Source organism: Kitasatospora sp. NPDC056138, assembly GCF_042264695.1.
GTDB lineage: Bacteria > Actinomycetota > Actinomycetes > Streptomycetales > Streptomycetaceae > Kitasatospora.
Map to the genome: position 1 here is coordinate 59,506 of NZ_JBHJVK010000003.1, position 15,412 is coordinate 74,917.

Below are 15,412 nucleotides of genomic sequence, written 5' to 3' on the forward strand. Positions count from 1 at the left end.
CGCGGTCAGGGCAGTTGCGCGGGGGGCGGCTCCTTGGTGCTCTTTCATTGTGGACTAGACCAATTCGGTTGTCCAGGGTGGTCCGAAAATTGGTCTGGACAACTTGCCCGGAGGTCTCGGCACCGGCCATCCGGACGGGCGGCCGCCGGGGCCGGCGGGCCCCCCTCCGGTTACGCTCGCCGTGTGCCCTCGCTGAACGAACTCGTCCGCCGCCACACCACGCTGACCGGTGCCGATGTGGAGTGGCTCCACATGCTGGTCTCGGAGTGGCAGCTGCTCTCCGACCTCTCCTTCGCCGACCTGGTGCTCTGGATCCCCACCTGGGACGGCATCCGGTACGTCTCGGTCGCCCAGATGCGCCCCAACACCGGGCCGACCTCGTACCAGGACGACATGGTCGGTCACCTGGTCCCGCGCGGCCGCCGTCCGCTGCTGGACGCGGCCTTCGACGAGGGCCGGATCGTCCGCGAGGGCGACCCGGAGTGGCGCGAGGAGGTCCCGGTGCGCGTGGAGTCGATCCCGGTCCGGCGCGAGGGCCGGGTGCTCGGGGTGATCGCCCGCAACACCAACCTGCTGACCGTGCGCACGCCCAGCCGGCTGGAGCTCACCTACCTGCAGAGCGCCTCCGACCTGGCCCAGATGATCGCCGCAGGAACGTTTCCCTACCCTGCCGAGCAGACCGACATGGACGCCGCCCCCCGGGTCGGCGACGGCCTGATCCGGCTGGACGCCGAGGGCATCGTCACCTACGCCAGTCCCAACGCGCTCTCCGCCTACCACCGGCTCGGCCTCACCGCCGACCTGGTGGGAAGCCATCTCGGAAGTGCCACCGCCGAGTTGGTCCCGCCGTCGCGCAGCGCGGTGCACGAGGCACTGGTCAAGCTGGCCAGCGGTTGGGCGCCGCGGCAGACCGAGGTCGAGGTGCAGGGCGGAGTGGTCACCCTGCGGGCCATCCCGCTCAAGCCGAAGGGCACGCTCACCGGTTCGCTGGTGCTCTGCCGGGACGTCACCGAACTGCGCCGCCGCGACCGGGAGCTGATGACCAAGGACGCCACCATCCGGGAGATCCACCACCGGGTGAAGAACAACCTGCAGACGGTGGCCGCACTGCTGCGCCTGCAGGCCCGCCGGATGGACTCCGAGGCCGGGCGGGCCGCACTGGACGAGGCCGTCCGCCGGGTGGGTTCGATCGCCATCGTGCACGAGACGCTCTCACAGGCGCTGGACGAGAAGGTGGCCTTCGACGAGATCGCCGACCGGGTGCTGGCGATGGTCAAGGAGCTGTCCCAGGACGGCCGCGTGGTGACCAGGCGCACCGGCAGCTTCGGCATCCTCCCCGCCGAGATCGCCACCCCGCTGGCGATGGTGCTCACGGAACTGCTGCAGAACGCACTGGAGCACGCCTTTGGTACGAGGTCCGAGGGGAACCTGGAGGTCGGCGCGCTGCGCGGCCGGGCCCCCGCGAGCGGCAAGGGCTGGTCGGACAGCTGGACCAGTGGCGCCAGGCCGGCCGAGTACCTGCTGATCACCGTGCAGGACGACGGCACGGGCATGCCCGAGGGCTTCGACCCGCAGCAGGCGGGCAACCTCGGCCTGCAGATCGTCCGTACGCTCTGCACCAACGAGCTGGGCGGCACCTTCGACATGGTCGCCGCACCTGGTGGCGGCACCAAGGTGGTCCTGGAGATCCCGATCCGCTGAAGCGGGGCGGGCCCGGCGGGCGGGTCCGGGTGCCGGAAACGGAAACGAGGCCCTGTCGACCGGGGGGGTGGGTCGACAGGGCCTCTCAACCCGTTCCGGCCGTCGGGGGGAGTCGGCCGGAACGGGGGCTCTTTTGGTGGTGCGACGCCGGGCCCGTGTGTTGCACACGGTGAGCGCCACAGGTCCACAGTATTGCTCTAAGTGAACAGTATCAAGTGGCCTGGCCGCTCGGCGTGGTCCGGACCTCGCCGAGGCGCGGCCCGTCCTGCGGAAGGCTCGGCCGCTGTCGCGACCGTGGTCGCGGGGGCGGAGCCCTTGATCATGGGTTGATCAGGTCGAGCTGAGTGTGTGTCAGGCGGTGCGGGCGCGGTTGCGGGCGGCGCGGCGCTTCATCGCACGACGCTCGTCCTCGCTCATTCCGCCCCAGACGCCGGCGTCCTGGCCGGTCTCCAGCGCCCACTGCAGGCACTGCTCCATGACGGGACAGCGGCGGCACACGGCCTTGGCTTCCTCGATCTGCAGCAGAGCGGGACCGGTGTTCCCGATCGGGAAGAAGAGCTCCGGGTCCTCTTCGCGGCAGACAGCGCGGTGGCGCCAGTCCATGTCCAACTCCTCCGGTCGGTGGGCGGGTGGCCCGGCCGACTCACTCGATGGCGGCTTGTGAATGTGAACGCTTTCACGAATCCCGCAACAGTAAAAGGGACCAAAGGCCCGCCCGGGCCTGGGTGGTCTGTACTGGGGTGGGGTTCGGGCGGATCAAGGGAGCCGTCGCCTGCCGCGCCCGTCCTGCGGGGCTGCTGCGACGTGTCCCGATCGCCATGTAGAGGTTCGCAAACCTCGGGCCGGGATACAACCCCCTTCGGGTAGGAATTTTTGATTCTTCGGTGTCGCCTAGCTCACAGCCCGTACTTCTATGGGGTGAAGGGGGCTTGTGCGTTCGAGAAGAAGGGGGAAACCCCCTTCTGGTCACACAATCACACGCAGTGCCCGCCGAACGCCTGTGAAACTGACGCGACTCCTGTCTCCAAGGTGGTCCCCGTCGACCTGAAACGGGGCCGGTTCCTGTGAAACCAAGGTGAAGTGCCTGACGTCGTGATAGGAGACGACGTGCTTTCCCTGTGGGCCAACCGGCCTCGTGGAGCCGTTAGCAGGACTGTGCGAACGCAGAATCTGACGGACCGTTCGAGCCGTGCCGAACGCCGTCATTCGAGTGATGCCGAAGACGTCGAGATCGGTGTCGAAGGAGGCGGAGGGCGAGGGGACCACCGGGCGATTACCCAGAAAAGTCCATGGCGAGGTGTTGGAGACTATCGCCATCACCAATCCCGGCACCGACTCCTGGCCATTGATCTCCAGGTGGATCGGGCCTTTCCGACGATGCTCACGCTCCGTGATGTAGTGCCTGACCGCCTGGTTGACGTACAGCGCGTGCGTGGACCGGCGACCCGACCTGCGCTGCTCCTCGACCCGGCCCACCACGCCGGCGTCGAAGCCGAGGCCCGCGGTGAAGGTGAACCAGCGGTCCGGCAGGCCCTCGGTCATCGCCTTGCCCAGGCCGATCGCCCGTTCCCGCCCCTGCTCCACCGCGTCCAGCAGGACACCGGTCGCCTCCACCGGGTCGTTCGGCAGGCCCAGCGCGCGGGCGAAGACGTTGGTGCTGCCCCCGGGGACCACCGCGAGCCGCGGCAGCCGATCCGCCGGGCCCTGCGAGAGCAGCCCGTTCACCACCTCGTTGACGGTGCCGTCGCCGCCGAGTGCCACCACCAGGTCCACGCCGTCCTCGACGGCCGCCTGTCGGGCCAGGTCGCGGGCGTGGCCCCGGTACCGGGTCTCCGCGACATCCAGCTTCAGATCGCTGCGCAGCGCGTGGATGAGCACATCGCGGGTGCGTCCACTGGTGGTGGTGGCCTTGGGGTTCACGACCAGGAGAGCGCGCATGTCGATCAGCCTACGGGGCCGTACGGAGAAGGCGGCGGTTACCCTGCTGGAGTGACCGCAGAAACTACCGCGCAGACTCCGAGCAGCCCGGCCCCGAGCAGGCCGGGCCCGTTGCTCAGGGGCGCCGTCATCACCGCCCTCGAAGGGGCCGTCCTGGCCGGCTGGGGCATCTACGACATGGTCTCGGGACTGCTCGGCGACTCGGCGGCGCTCGGTCGCAGCGAGTTCGGCGGCGTGGTGCTGCTGCTGATGGGTCTGCTGCCGCTGGCGGCCGCGTGGGCCCTGCTCAGGCTGCAGCGCTGGGGCCGCAGCCCGGCCGTGCTGACCAACACGATCTGCCTGCCGGTCGCGTACTACATGTGGCAGGGCGACGGCGTGATGCCCGCCCTGGCGGTCGTGGTCCTCGCCCTCGGCCTGGTCGGTGTCGCCAGCCTGCTCAACCCCCGTGCCACCGAGGCCCTTTACGGCCCGAAGGCCGACTGAGGCGAAGCGCCGGCGAGGCGCCGCCCGGAGGCGGCCGGGCAGCGCCGCACACCTACGGCCGGAGAGCTGGACTCTCCGGCCGTACGCGTCACTCCTCGACGAGCAGCTTCTCGCGCAGCTGCGCGAGCGTGCGGGCCAGCAGCCGGGACACGTGCATCTGCGAGATGCCCACCTCGGCGGCGATCTGGGACTGCGTCATGTTCCGGAAGAACCGCAGGACCAGGATCTTCTGTTCGCGCGGCGGGAGTTGGGCGAGCAGCGGCTTGAGCGACTCGCGGTACTCGACGCCCTCCAGTGCCTCGTCGGTGGCCCCCAGGGTGTCCGCCACGGCCGGCGACTCGTCGTCGCTGTCCGGGACGTCCAGCGAGAGCGTGGAGTACGCGTTGGCGGACTCCAGGCCCTCCAGCACGTCCTCCTCGGAGATGCCGAGGTGCTCCGCCAGCTCGTGCACCGTGGGGGAGCGGCCGTGCCGCTGGGAGAGCTCGCTGGTCGCGGTGGTGAGCGAGAGCCGGAGCTCCTGGAGCCGGCGCGGCACTCTCACCGCCCAGCCCTTGTCGCGGAAGTGCCGCTTGATCTCGCCGACGATGGTCGGAGTGGCGTAGGTGGAAAACTCCACCCCGCGCTCGTGGTCGAAGCGGTCCACCGACTTGATCAGCCCGATGGTGGCGACCTGGGTGAGGTCGTCCAGCGGCTCGCCGCGGTTGCGGAAGCGCCGGGCCAGGTGCTCGACCAGCGGGATGTGCATCCGGACCAGCTGGTTGCGCAGCTCGACCCGTTCCAGGGACCCTTCGGGCAGCGCCGCCAGCCGGACGAAGAGCGCCCGGGCGGCCTCCCGGTCCGGCGCGCCGGACCGGTGCCGGTCCTGCGCGGGCACCGCACTGCGGACCGCCTCGGCGGCAGCCTTCAGCTCCTCGGCCGTCAGCGCGTCGACCAGGTCGTCGTCGGCCGCAGGACCTTCGTCCCGGGCGCGGCCCGGCTGCTGGGCGTCCGGCTGCTGGTCCGGCGTCGGGTCGGTCGGCTGGCTCATCCGATGGCTGTCCTTCGGGTGCACGTCGTCTGCGGCGTTTCGGGAGTGGTACGGGGCGGCGGTGCTCGCCTGGGGCGGCACGGCCACGTCGGCGGTGGCGGCCGGGCTGCCGGCAACACCTGTGCGGTCCAGATCACTCACGGCGATCACCCGTTCCGTTCCGGGGGAGCACTTCACATTGGTTGTACCGCACTGCGGTACGGGGGAGCCGTACGCGCGGCAGATCGCGCGTACGGCTTCACGGCCGGCTCTCACCCCGCGGTGGTCGCACCGCCGCGCTTCTTGTGCAGGCTGATCGACACCGTGTTGTCCGGGCCGACCGAGGAGTCCACCTCACCGGCCAGCGCCGAGAGCACCGTCCAGGCGAAGGTGTCCCGCTCGGGGGCCTTGCCGTCGGTGGTCGGTGCGGCGACGGTGACCCTGAGCGAGTCCCCGACCAACCGGAACTCGCAGCTGAGGATCGAGCCCGGCACCGCCTGCTGAAGCAGGATGGCGCAGGCCTCGTCCACCGCGATCCGGAGATCCTCGATCTCGTCCAGGGTGAAGTCCAGCCGGGCCGCGAGGCCGGCGGTGGCCGTTCGCAGCACCGAGAGGTAGGCCCCGGCTGCGGGCAGCCGGACCTCCACGAAGTCCTTCACTCCGGGCTCGCCGTCGATCTGGGACACCCTCACCTCCTGGGTGACGCGCGGTGCTTGCGGCCCCGCGGCCGCGGCACTTCCTGTTGCATGGCTCAACTGCTTCGCCCCAACTGTCCAGAGGGGTGGTGCGGTACGTACCGGTCATACCCACCCGGGAGAGGCCGGAACGCCGCGCATCCGCCCGAGACGTTACCGCGAGAGGAGGCCCGATGTCGCGATCCGGGCCAGCCGTCACGGGAACGAGCGACGGACACGGGTCAGCCGCCCAGTTCCCGGAGGGCGTCGTCGGTCAGCCGGAAGACCGTCCACTCGTCCATCGGGACGGCGCCCAGCGACTTGTAGAACCCGATCGAGGGCTCGTTCCAGTCGAGGACGGACCACTCCAGCCGGGAGTAGCCGCGCTCGACGCAGATCCGCGCCAGCTCGGTCAGCAGTGCCTTGCCGTGGCCGCCGCCGCGCTCGGTCGGGCGGACGTACAGGTCCTCCAGGTAGATCCCGTGGGTGCCGCGCCAGGTGGAGAAGTTGCGGAACCACAGCGCGAAGCCGACCGGCTCGCCGCTGGCGTCGTCCTCGGCGACCAGGCCGAAGACGGCCGGGTGCTCGCCGAACAGTGCGTCGCGCAGCTGCTCCTCGGTGGCCCGGGCCTCGTGCAGGGCCTTCTCGTACTCGGCCAGCTCGCGGATCATGGCGTGGATGACGGGGACGTCGGTGACTGCGGCGGTGCGGATCATACGGCGAGCGTACTCGCGGACCCACCGCTGCCGGGAGGCCGTTCTCGCGGTCCGGTACGGCGGGGCGCCCGGAAGCCCGAGGGCCCGACCGCTGCGCGTGGCAGCGGCCGGGCCCTCGGAGGTGCCGGTGGTGATCAGGCGGCCTTCTTGGTCTCCCAGAAGATCGTGTCGATCTCGGCGATCAGGTCGAGCAGCGCCTGGCCGGTGGCCGGGTCGGTGGACGCCTTGGCGGCCGAGGCGGCCTTGCCGGCCCGGTTGAACAGGTCGTGCAGCTCCGGGTACTTCTCGAAGTGCGGGGCCTTGAAGTAGTCGGTGTGCAGCACCGAGAGGTGGTGCTTGACCAGCTCGGCGCGCTCCTCCTTGATGACCAGGGCGCGCGTGCGGAACTGCGCGTCCTCGTTGGCCTGGTACTTCTCCTGAGTCGCCTTCACGGACTCGGCCTCGATGCGGGCCTGGGCCGGGTCGTAGACGCCGCAGGGGAGGTCGCAGTGGGCGTGCGCGGTGGCTCGCGGAGCAAACAGACGAGAGAACATGGGAGTCCTTCCTTAGATCGTCTTCCCGCGCCTGAGATTACCTCTCCGTACGGCCGGTTTCGCGGTTGGGCCGGGGGCCTAGGGCAAAAGAAGGAGGCTCAACCGGTTGATTTCGGGCGGCCGTCGGAACCCGGGCGGGCCGGGGGATGCTGAACCCGGCACACCGGGACACGACAGAGCGGGGAGCGCAGGGATGACGGGCGGTCGGGTGGACGGCGGGGAGAGCCGGACGGGCGGCGGGCTGCTGCCGTTCGGGGTGGTCGACGTGGCAGGGCCGTCGATGCGCCCCACCCTGCTGGCGGGCGATCAGGTGGTGGTCAGGTACGGCGCGCGGATCCGGCCCGGCGCGGTGGTGCTGTTCCGGCACCCGTTGCGGCAGGACCTGTTGGTGGTGAAGCGCGCCGCCGGGCGGCGCCCCGGCGGCTGGTGGCTGCTGTCGGACAATCCGCTGGTGCTCACGGACAGCCGGGAGTACGGCGCGGTGCCGGACGACCTGGTGCTCGGGCGGGTGCTGCTGAGGGTGCGTCCGCGCCCGGCCTGGCTGGCCCCGACGGCCGCACTGGAGCGGGCGCTGACGTACGGTTCGCTGGCCCGCTGCGGCCGGCTGGCGGCCCGGCTGGGGGTCTGCCGTCCGGTCAGCCCCGAACGGTGAGCGTCTGTGCGGCCCGCTGGGCCTCCTCGCGCTTGCGGGCCCGGTACGCGGCGACGTTGGCGCGGGTGGCGCAGCGGTCCGAGCAGTAGCGGCGTGAGCGGTTGGTGGAGGTGTCCAGGTAGGCGTTGCGGCAGGGCGTGGCCTGGCAGATGCCGAGCCGGTCGACCCCCAGCTCGGTGAGGTGGATGGCCAGGCCCATGCAGGCGACGGCGGTGAAGTTGGCGGCGGCGGTCGGCGCGTTGTCGGCGAGGTGCAGGTGCCAGCGGGGCTGCCCGGCCTCGTTCAGGTCGTCGTGCCCGGAGACCAGTGGGCTGACCGGGTACTCCACCATCAGGCTGTTCAGCAGGTCGACCGCCCTGACCTGGTCGCCCTCGGCCGCCGACTCGAAGACCCCGCGCAGCCTGACCCGGACGCCCCGAAGCCGGGGCAGGTCGCTCTCGTCCGAGAGCGAGGCGGCCCGTGAGGGCGTGCCGAACAGGGCCCGGACGGCGTCCACCGAGGTGAGCGTGTCGGTGCCGCGGTCGGGCTCCTCGCTGTTCACCAGCCGGACGGCGTAGTCGGCGTACGAGGCGAGCTCCACGGTGGTCCTTCCAAGGGCCGGTAACGGGCGAGCTGGGTCCAGGGTATTACCTGCCGGGGCAACGCGTCGGCGCCCGGCGGGAACGGGTCCTGCCGGGCGCCGGGTGGTGGGGTCAGAGCACCTTGGAGAGGAAGGCCCTGGTGCGTTCGTGCCGGGGGTCGGTGAGGACGTCGCGGGGGTGGCCCGACTCGACCACGACGCCGCCGTCCATGAAGACCAGCGCGTCGCCGACCTCGCGGGCGAAGCCCATCTCGTGGGTGACGACGATCATCGTCATGCCCTCCTCGGCGAGGCCGCGCATGACGTCCAGGACGTCGCCGACCAGCTCGGGGTCGAGCGCGGAGGTGGGCTCGTCGAAGAGCATCAGCTTGGGCTTCATGGCCAGCGCACGGGCGATCGCCACGCGCTGCTGCTGGCCGCCGGAGAGCTGGGTCGGGTAGTTCCCGGCCTTGTCGGCCAGGCCGACGCGCTCCAGCAGGGCCATCGCGCGCTCCTTGGCGGCGGCCCGGCTCTCCTTCTTGACCTGCACCGGCGCCTCGATCACGTTCTCGAGCGCGGTCATGTGCGGGAAGAGGTTGAAGCGCTGGAAGACCATGCCGATGTCGCGGCGCTTGAGGGCGACCTCGCGGTCCCTGAGCTCGTGGAGCTTGCCGCCCCTCATCGCGTAGCCGACCAGCTCGCCGTCCACGGACAGCAGGCCGCCGTTGATCTTCTCCAGGTGGTTGATGCACCGCAGGAAGGTCGACTTGCCGGAGCCGGAGGGCCCGATCAGGCAGAACACCTCGCCATGCCTGACCTCCAGGTCGATGCCCTTGAGCACCTCGACCGTCCCGTAGGACTTGCGCACGCCCTCGGCCCTGACCATCGGCTCACCCGAGGCCCGCGGCTTCGCCAGGTCGGTCATGCGTGACCACCTCCCTCGAGACCGGGGACGACGTCGGACCCGCCGCCCGGCACCGGCTTCCCGGCGAACAGGCCGCGCAGCCGCGCCAGCGGCGTGGGCGGAAGGCTCCGGGTCGTCCCGCGTCCGTAGTACCGCTCGATGTAGTACTGCCCGACGGTCAGCACCGAGGTCAGGAAGAGGTACCAGAGGCTGACGGTGATCAGCAGCGGGATGGTCTGGAAGTTGCGCGAGTAGATGTTCTGACCGGCCCGGAAGAGCTCCTCCAGGGCGATCACGCTGACCAGCGAGGTGGTCTTGAGCATCGAGATGGTCTCGTTGCCGGTCGGCGGGATGATCACCCGCATGGCCTGCGGGAGGACGATCCGGCGCATGGTCCTGAACCGGCTCATGCCGAGCGCGTGCGCGGCCTCGCCCTGGCCCTCGTCCACCGACTGGATGCCGCCGCGGACGATCTCCGCCATGTAGGCGGCCTCGTTGAGGCCCAGGCCCAGCAGGGCCGCGGTGAACACCGGGATCAGCGAGTTGGTCGACTCCGACCAGAAAGAGGGGCCGAACGGGACGCCGAGCGACAGCTTCGGCCACAGTGCGCCGAGGAAGTTCCAGAAGACCAGCTGCACCAGGACGGGGGTGCCGCGGAAGACCCAGATGTAGAACCAGGCGGTGGCCGACAGCAGCGGGTTCGGGGACAGGCGCATCACCGCGAGGATGATCCCGCCGAGCACGCCCATGACCATGGACAGCGCGGTCAGCTCCAGGGTGACCCCGAGGCCGCGCAGGATGCTCGAGTCGAACAGGTACCTGCCCACGACGTCCCACTGGAAGGCGGGGTTGAAGATCAGGGCGTGGAGCAGCATCGCCGCCAGCACGGCGATGACGACGGCTCCGGCCCAGCGTCCGGGGTGGCGAACCGGGACGGCCTTGATGGTGGCCGGCGGTCCCGGTGTCACCTCCCCCTGGTCGGGAGAGTTCACGTTGGTGGCCTCGGGGGGTGCGTTCCGGCGGGGGGTCAGCTCTTGGCGGCGTTGATCTCGGCCTTGGAGACGGCCCCGGCGTCGACGCCCCACTTCTGCAGGATCTGCTTGTAGGTGCCGTCGTCCATCAGCGACTGGACGGCGCCCTGGACCGCCTTGGTCAGCGGGGAGCCCTTGGCCAGCGCGATGCCGTACGGGGCGCTGTCCCGGGTCTCGCCCAGCTTCTCCAGCTGGCCGTTGGTCTGCTTGACGGCGTAGTCGATGACCTGCGAGTCGGCGCTCATGACCTGGTCGCGGCCGGACACCAGGGCGGTGGTGACGTCGGTCTGCAGGTCGAACTTGTCGCCGTCGTTCGGAACGGTCGGCTTCCCGGCCTTGGTGCAGGCCGGGTTGATGTTGTCCTTGATGTCGTCGACCTCGGTGGTGCCGGTCTGGACGGCGATCTTCTTGCCGCAGAGGTCGTCGGCGGAGATCTTGTCCGGGTTGCCCTTCCTGACCGCGAACGCGATGCCCGAGTTGAAGTAGGTGACCATGTCGACGGTCTGCTCACGCTCCTTCGTGTCGGTGAAGGAGCTCATTCCGAGTTGGAACTTCTTCGCATCGATACCGGGGATGATCGCGGTGAAGCCGGAGTTCTGGACCTCGGCGGTCAGACCCAGCTTCTGCGCGATGGCATTGGCCAGATCGACGTCCATGCCGACGATGTCGCCCTTGTCGTCCTTGAACTCGTCCGGTGCGTACGAAGCGTCGGCGCCGACCACCAGCTTGCCGCTCGCCTTGACGTCGGCGGGGACTAACGCGGCCAGCGCCGGGTCGGCGGTGACGGCCTTGACCGAGGCGCTCGGGTTGGCGCCGGCCGAACCGCCGGAGGAGGAGCCGCTGCTGCCGCAGGCGGTGAGCGCGAGGGTGGCGGTGGCGAGGACGGCGCCGGCCGCCAGGAGGCGGGAGTGCGGGGTGCGGACGATCATGAGGGGGAATCTCCTCCTGTGGGAGAGGTCGGGTGGAGGTCCTGCCGGGGTCCTTCGGTCGCCACCCTCCGCCGAGATGGACGACGTGATCGAACGGGCTCGAACGGAGTGCACACCTCCGGCCGGCGGCCGGAGCACCCCGCACGGCCGGGGGCCGAAGGGGCAGTTTCGATCCGAGTTGGGGGGAATCCTGCCACCCGGTGTCGATGAGCGGGCCCTTATTCAGATCAAAATCGGATAACGGGGACTCGACATGTCCGTTATTCGGACGAATCCCACGGTCCTGTCACCCTGTGCGTGAACGCACGGAACCACGCGGCGCCAACTGTGGCGCCCCGACCCCTCCCTGATCAGGCGTCAGAACCCACCATTGATCACCGCGTTCTGGGCTGCTCCCGCCGAGACGTTCCACTTGGCGAGAATCTTGTCGTACGCGCCGCTGCGGATCACCCGGTCCAGCGCCTTGGCCACCAGGTCGCGCAGATCGGTGTCGGACTTCCGCAGCGCGATGCCGTACGGGCCGGGCTGGAGCTGCGCGCTGGAGACCTGGTACTTGTCCGGGTTGGTCGTGGCGACGTGCGCGGCGACCGGGAAGTCGTTCAGGTCGGCGGTCGCCTTGCCCGAGGCGAGCTCGGCCAGGGCCTGCTCGTCGGTGTCCAGCAGGTGCACGGTCAGCGGCTTCTTCAGCTTGGTGCAGGAGCCGGTCTGCCGGTCGGCGATCTCGGCCTGGGTGGTGCCGCGCTGGAGTGCGACGGTGTGGCCGCACAGGTCGTCCAGGCTCTTGATGTTCTTCGGGTTGTCCTTCTGGACGAGGATCGAGCTGCCGGCGATGAAGTAGTCGACGAAGTCCACGCCGGTATCGACCTGCTTGCCGCTGTCATCGGTGCCGTCCCGGCGCTGGCGGTTGTCGCTCAGCGCGGACATCGCCACATCGATGTCCTTGGCCTGCAGCGCCGAGAACAGCTTGTCGAACGAGGTGTCCACGAACTCGACCTTCAGGCCGAGCTCCTTGCCGATCGCCTCGGCGATGTCCGGGTCGAGCCCGGTCGCCTCGCCGTTCTGGCCCTTGAACTCCACCGGCGCGTAGTTGAGGTCCGAACCTATCTTCAGCACGCCGGCGGACCTGACGGCCGCGGGCAGCTTGCCGTGCAGGTCCTCGCTGTCCGGGTTCTTGGGCGCCGAACCACTGCTGCAGGCCGTGAGCAGCAGCGTCCCGGCGGCCAGGGCCACCCCGGCCCGTCCGGCGCGGCTCGTGGTCAGTGGCGTCGTGGCGTGCATGGAGGGCTCCTCCGGTTGGGCGAGGGATGCTGTGCCACCGGGCTCGTGCGGATGTGCGGATGGACCGGGTGCCGTGCCCCGCCGGGCCACGGCCCCGGGATGACCGGTGGCCGGAAGTGGGATCCTCCCATCCCGCCCTGCCGGGCCGATCGGCGGGTGTGTCAGAATCTGGTATCGGGTGACCCCCGAACAGGACTCAGACCGCCGGGCCCCCTCTGTCGATAGGGCGGGGGAGGACCCGGGGTGCGCAGGACCGGAAGTCGAAGACTCCGACTCTGGATCCGCAGCGCCGGCTCCCCTCCGTGTCTGGGTTCACCCCTGCGAGTGCGCGTGCCCGGTCGCCGTTGTCGCCACCGGCCGGCCGGTTCTTCCGAAACCGCCGGTCGTCAAGAGGTGATTCAGCGATGACCAGTGCGTGAAGAGGACAAAAAGGCATAGGTGCGGTGCCTCGGTCCGACCTAGGCTCGACGTCCGGCCACGGCCGGATGACGCTCTGGCAGAGCGGAAGCACAGCGCAGAAAACCCAACCCTCACCCGAGGGCGCGCCCGACGGCTGCGCCCCCGACCCGGTTCCGGGTACGCCCAGGCGTACCCGGTTTCCGCTTCTCCCTCCGGGAGGCGGTCCGGGTCGACTGACCGTCGGCCGCGCGCTCTCGCCGATCATGACGAAGAGGTCATCGTGGCAGCGGAGATCATCCACCCGAACACCCAGGACACCGAGGACCCCGTCGACGCGGTCTTCGCCCTGCACCGCGGCGGCAAGATGGAGGTGCGCGCCACGGTGCCGGTGCGCGACGCGGACGACCTGTCCCTCGCCTACACACCGGGTGTGGCCCGGGTCTGCACGGCCATCGCCGAGCAGCCCGAGCTGGTCAACGACTACACCTGGAAGTCCAACGTGGTCGCGGTCGTCACCGACGGCACCGCCGTGCTGGGCCTCGGCGACATCGGCCCCGAGGCGTCGCTGCCGGTGATGGAGGGCAAGGCGATCCTCTTCAAGCAGTTCGGCGGCGTGGACGCGGTTCCGATCGCGCTGGCCTGCACCGAAGTTGACGAAATCGTCGAGACGGTGGTCCGGCTCGCCCCGTCCTTCGGCGGCGTCAACCTGGAGGACATCTCCGCCCCGCGCTGCTTCGAGATCGAACGACGGCTCCAGGACGCCCTGGACATCCCGATCTTCCACGACGACCAGCACGGCACCGCGATCGTCACCACCGCCGCCCTGTGGAACGCCGCCAAGGTGACCAACCGTGAGGTCGGCGACCTGCGGGCGGTCATCTCCGGCGCCGGTGCGGCCGGGATCGCCATCGCCAAGATGCTGCTCGCGGCCGGGATCGGCGACGTGGCGGTCTGCGACCGCCGCGGCGTGGTGTACGAGGGCCGGGAGGACCTGACGGACGTCAAGGCCGAGATCGCCGCGCGGACCAACAGGGCCGGGCTCAAGGGCTCGCTGGCCGAGGCGCTGGCGGGTGCGGACGTCTTCATCGGCGTCTCCGGCGGTACCGTGCCCGAGGACGTCGTCGCCACCATGGCCGAGGGCTGCTTCGTCTTCGCGATGGCCAACCCCGACCCGGAGATCCACCCCGAGGTCGCGCACCGGTACGCGGCCGTGGTGGCCACCGGCCGCAGCGACTTCCCGAACCAGATCAACAACGTGCTGGCCTTCCCCGGCATCTTCGCCGGTGCCCTCCAGGTCCGGGCCGGCCGGATCACCGAGGGCATGAAGCTGGCCGCCGCCAAGGCGCTGGCCGCCGTCGTCGCCGACGAGCTGACGCCGCAGAAGGTCATCCCCTCGCCGTTCGACGAGCGGGTCGCCCCGGCGGTCACCAAGGCCGTGGCCGAGGCCGCCCGCGCGGAGGGCGTCGCACGGCGGTAGGGCTCCGGCGGGCCCGCGGTACGCGGGCAGCGGCGCGGTGGGCCCGGGACACGCGGTGGAGGTCACACCTCCGCGTGGTTCCGGGCCACCGCCGTCACGGCTATCGTCCGGGACATGTTCGCTGCCTACGCCGCACGTATCGACGCCGACGACCCGCTGAGCGCGCTGGAGTTGGGGGAACTCCCCGAACCGCAGGCCCGTCCGGGCTGGAGCGTGGTGACGGTCAGGGCCGCCACCCTCAACCACCACGACCTCTGGTCACTGCGCGGGGTGGGACTGCCCGCCGAGCGGCTGCCGATGATCCTGGGCTGCGACGCCGCGGGGGTGGACGAGCACGGCAACGAGGTCGTCATCCACTCGGTGATCGGCCAGAGCGGCCACGGGGTCGGCCCCGACGAACCGCGCTCCCTGCTGACCGAGCGCTACCAGGGCACCTTCGCCGAGCGCGTCGCGGTACCGACCTGGAACCTGCTGCCCAAGCCCGCCGGACTCTCCTTCGAGCAGGCCGCCTGCCTGCCCACCGCCTGGCTGACGGCCTACCGGATGCTCTTCACCAAGGCGGGCGTCAAGCCCGGTGACACCGTCCTGGTCCAGGGGGCCGGGGGTGGGGTCTCCACCGCGCTGGTGGTGCTGGCCAAGGCGGCGGGACTCCGGGTCTGGGTGACCGGACGGGACGAGGCCAAGCGGGCCCGAGCGGTCGAACTCGGGGCGGACGCCGCGTTCGAGAGCGGCGCCCGGCTGCCCGAGCGGGTGGACGCGGTGATGGAGACCGTCGGCGCCGCCACCTGGGCGCACTCGGTCAAGGCCGTCAGGCCCGGCGGCACCATCGTCATCTCGGGTGCCACCTCCGGCTACCACCCGCCCACGACCGAGCTGCACCGGATCTTCTTCCTCGAACTCAACGTCGCCGGCTCGACGATGGGCACCAAGGAGGAGCTCGCCGGTCTGCTCTCCCTCTGCGTCAACACCGGGATCCGGCCGGTGATCGACAGTGTGCTGCCGCTCACCGAGGCCCGCGACGCCTTCGCCCGCCTCGCCAAGGGCGATGTCTTCGGCAAGCTCGTCCTGACCCCGTGACCCCGTGATCCCGTGACCCCGGGGCGACAGGGCAACGGGTGACTCTCCACCGGCC

Annotated in this window: 16 protein-coding genes; 5 read left to right on the plus strand and 11 right to left on the minus strand. The window is 70.5% G+C overall.

Annotated features, from left to right (window positions below):
- The first annotated feature begins 183 nt into the window (after positions 1 to 183).
- A complete protein-coding gene (locus ACFC1R_RS03200; RefSeq protein WP_375931798.1) occupies positions 184 to 1,701 on the plus strand; it encodes a PAS domain-containing sensor histidine kinase in 1,518 nt (505 codons plus the stop codon).
- Between the two features lie 351 nt (positions 1,702 to 2,052).
- On the opposite strand, the gene ACFC1R_RS03205 is transcribed toward ACFC1R_RS03200, so the two are convergent.
- Both ACFC1R_RS03205 and ACFC1R_RS03210 read right to left on the minus strand, forming a co-directional pair.
- Positions 2,053 to 2,304 (minus strand): WhiB family transcriptional regulator, encoded by a 252-nt coding sequence (locus ACFC1R_RS03205; protein WP_014138019.1) that lies wholly within the window; start codon positions 2,302 to 2,304, stop codon positions 2,053 to 2,055.
- 363 nt (positions 2,305 to 2,667) lie between these two features.
- Positions 2,668 to 3,639 (minus strand): diacylglycerol/lipid kinase family protein, encoded by a 972-nt coding sequence (locus tag ACFC1R_RS03210; RefSeq protein ID WP_375931800.1) that lies wholly within the window; start codon positions 3,637 to 3,639, stop codon positions 2,668 to 2,670.
- Between the two features lie 51 nt (positions 3,640 to 3,690).
- Between ACFC1R_RS03210 and ACFC1R_RS03215 the strand changes: the two genes are divergently transcribed.
- Positions 3,691 to 4,122 carry a hypothetical protein gene (locus ACFC1R_RS03215; RefSeq protein WP_375931803.1) on the plus strand — a complete coding sequence of 144 codons (432 nt, stop codon included), beginning with the start codon at positions 3,691 to 3,693 and terminating at the stop codon, positions 4,120 to 4,122.
- 88 nt (positions 4,123 to 4,210) lie between these two features.
- On the opposite strand, the gene ACFC1R_RS03220 is transcribed toward ACFC1R_RS03215, so the two are convergent.
- The 4 genes from ACFC1R_RS03220 to sodN all read right to left on the minus strand — a co-directional run bounded on the left by ACFC1R_RS03220 (position 4,211) and on the right by sodN (position 7,051).
- Positions 4,211 to 5,290, minus strand: coding sequence for an RNA polymerase sigma factor SigF (locus tag ACFC1R_RS03220; RefSeq protein ID WP_375931806.1), 1,080 nt, complete (start codon positions 5,288 to 5,290; stop codon positions 4,211 to 4,213).
- Between the two features lie 110 nt (positions 5,291 to 5,400).
- On the minus strand, positions 5,401 to 5,814 hold the full coding sequence (locus tag ACFC1R_RS03225) for an anti-sigma regulatory factor (RefSeq protein WP_045298702.1): 414 nt from the start codon (positions 5,812 to 5,814) through the stop codon (positions 5,401 to 5,403).
- Between the two features lie 230 nt (positions 5,815 to 6,044).
- A complete protein-coding gene (locus ACFC1R_RS03230) occupies positions 6,045 to 6,518 on the minus strand; it encodes a GNAT family N-acetyltransferase (protein ID WP_375931809.1) in 474 nt (157 codons plus the stop codon).
- A 134-nt stretch (positions 6,519 to 6,652) separates the two neighbouring features.
- Positions 6,653 to 7,051 (minus strand): superoxide dismutase, Ni, encoded by a 399-nt coding sequence (gene sodN / locus ACFC1R_RS03235; protein WP_375931812.1) that lies wholly within the window; start codon positions 7,049 to 7,051, stop codon positions 6,653 to 6,655.
- Between the two features lie 193 nt (positions 7,052 to 7,244).
- On the opposite strand from sodN, the gene sodX reads away from it, so the two are divergent.
- Positions 7,245 to 7,703 carry a nickel-type superoxide dismutase maturation protease gene (sodX, locus tag ACFC1R_RS03240; protein WP_375931815.1) on the plus strand — a complete coding sequence of 153 codons (459 nt, stop codon included), beginning with the start codon at positions 7,245 to 7,247 and terminating at the stop codon, positions 7,701 to 7,703.
- Here the strand turns inward: sodX and ACFC1R_RS03245 are convergent.
- The 5 genes from ACFC1R_RS03245 to ACFC1R_RS03265 all read right to left on the minus strand — a co-directional run bounded on the left by ACFC1R_RS03245 (position 7,687) and on the right by ACFC1R_RS03265 (position 12,404).
- Complete coding sequence (locus tag ACFC1R_RS03245; protein ID WP_375931818.1) at positions 7,687 to 8,283, minus strand: CGNR zinc finger domain-containing protein; 597 nt, start codon at positions 8,281 to 8,283, stop codon at positions 7,687 to 7,689. The two genes, sodX and ACFC1R_RS03245, sit on opposite strands and share 17 nt — an antisense overlap.
- A 112-nt stretch (positions 8,284 to 8,395) precedes the next feature.
- Entirely contained in the window at positions 8,396 to 9,187 is a 792-nt protein-coding gene (locus tag ACFC1R_RS03250; protein ID WP_375931821.1) for an amino acid ABC transporter ATP-binding protein, read from the minus strand.
- A complete protein-coding gene (locus tag ACFC1R_RS03255; RefSeq protein ID WP_375931824.1) occupies positions 9,184 to 10,158 on the minus strand; it encodes an amino acid ABC transporter permease in 975 nt (324 codons plus the stop codon). Before ACFC1R_RS03255 ends, ACFC1R_RS03250 begins: the two co-directional genes overlap by 4 nt.
- A gap of 35 nt (positions 10,159 to 10,193) precedes the next feature.
- Positions 10,194 to 11,126: an ABC transporter substrate-binding protein gene (locus ACFC1R_RS03260; RefSeq protein ID WP_375931827.1), complete on the minus strand. Its 933-nt coding sequence runs from the start codon at positions 11,124 to 11,126 to the stop codon at positions 10,194 to 10,196.
- A gap of 357 nt (positions 11,127 to 11,483) precedes the next feature.
- Entirely contained in the window at positions 11,484 to 12,404 is a 921-nt protein-coding gene (locus ACFC1R_RS03265; protein ID WP_375931830.1) for an ABC transporter substrate-binding protein, read from the minus strand.
- 679 nt (positions 12,405 to 13,083) lie between these two features.
- On the opposite strand from ACFC1R_RS03265, the gene ACFC1R_RS03270 reads away from it, so the two are divergent.
- Together ACFC1R_RS03270 and ACFC1R_RS03275 are read left to right on the plus strand one after the other, a co-directional pair.
- Positions 13,084 to 14,280: an NADP-dependent malic enzyme gene (locus ACFC1R_RS03270; protein WP_375931833.1), complete on the plus strand. Its 1,197-nt coding sequence runs from the start codon at positions 13,084 to 13,086 to the stop codon at positions 14,278 to 14,280.
- Positions 14,281 to 14,394: 114 nt separating this feature from the next.
- On the plus strand, positions 14,395 to 15,357 hold the full coding sequence (locus ACFC1R_RS03275; RefSeq protein WP_375931835.1) for a zinc-binding dehydrogenase: 963 nt from the start codon (positions 14,395 to 14,397) through the stop codon (positions 15,355 to 15,357).
- The last annotated feature ends 55 nt before the right edge of the window (positions 15,358 to 15,412 follow it).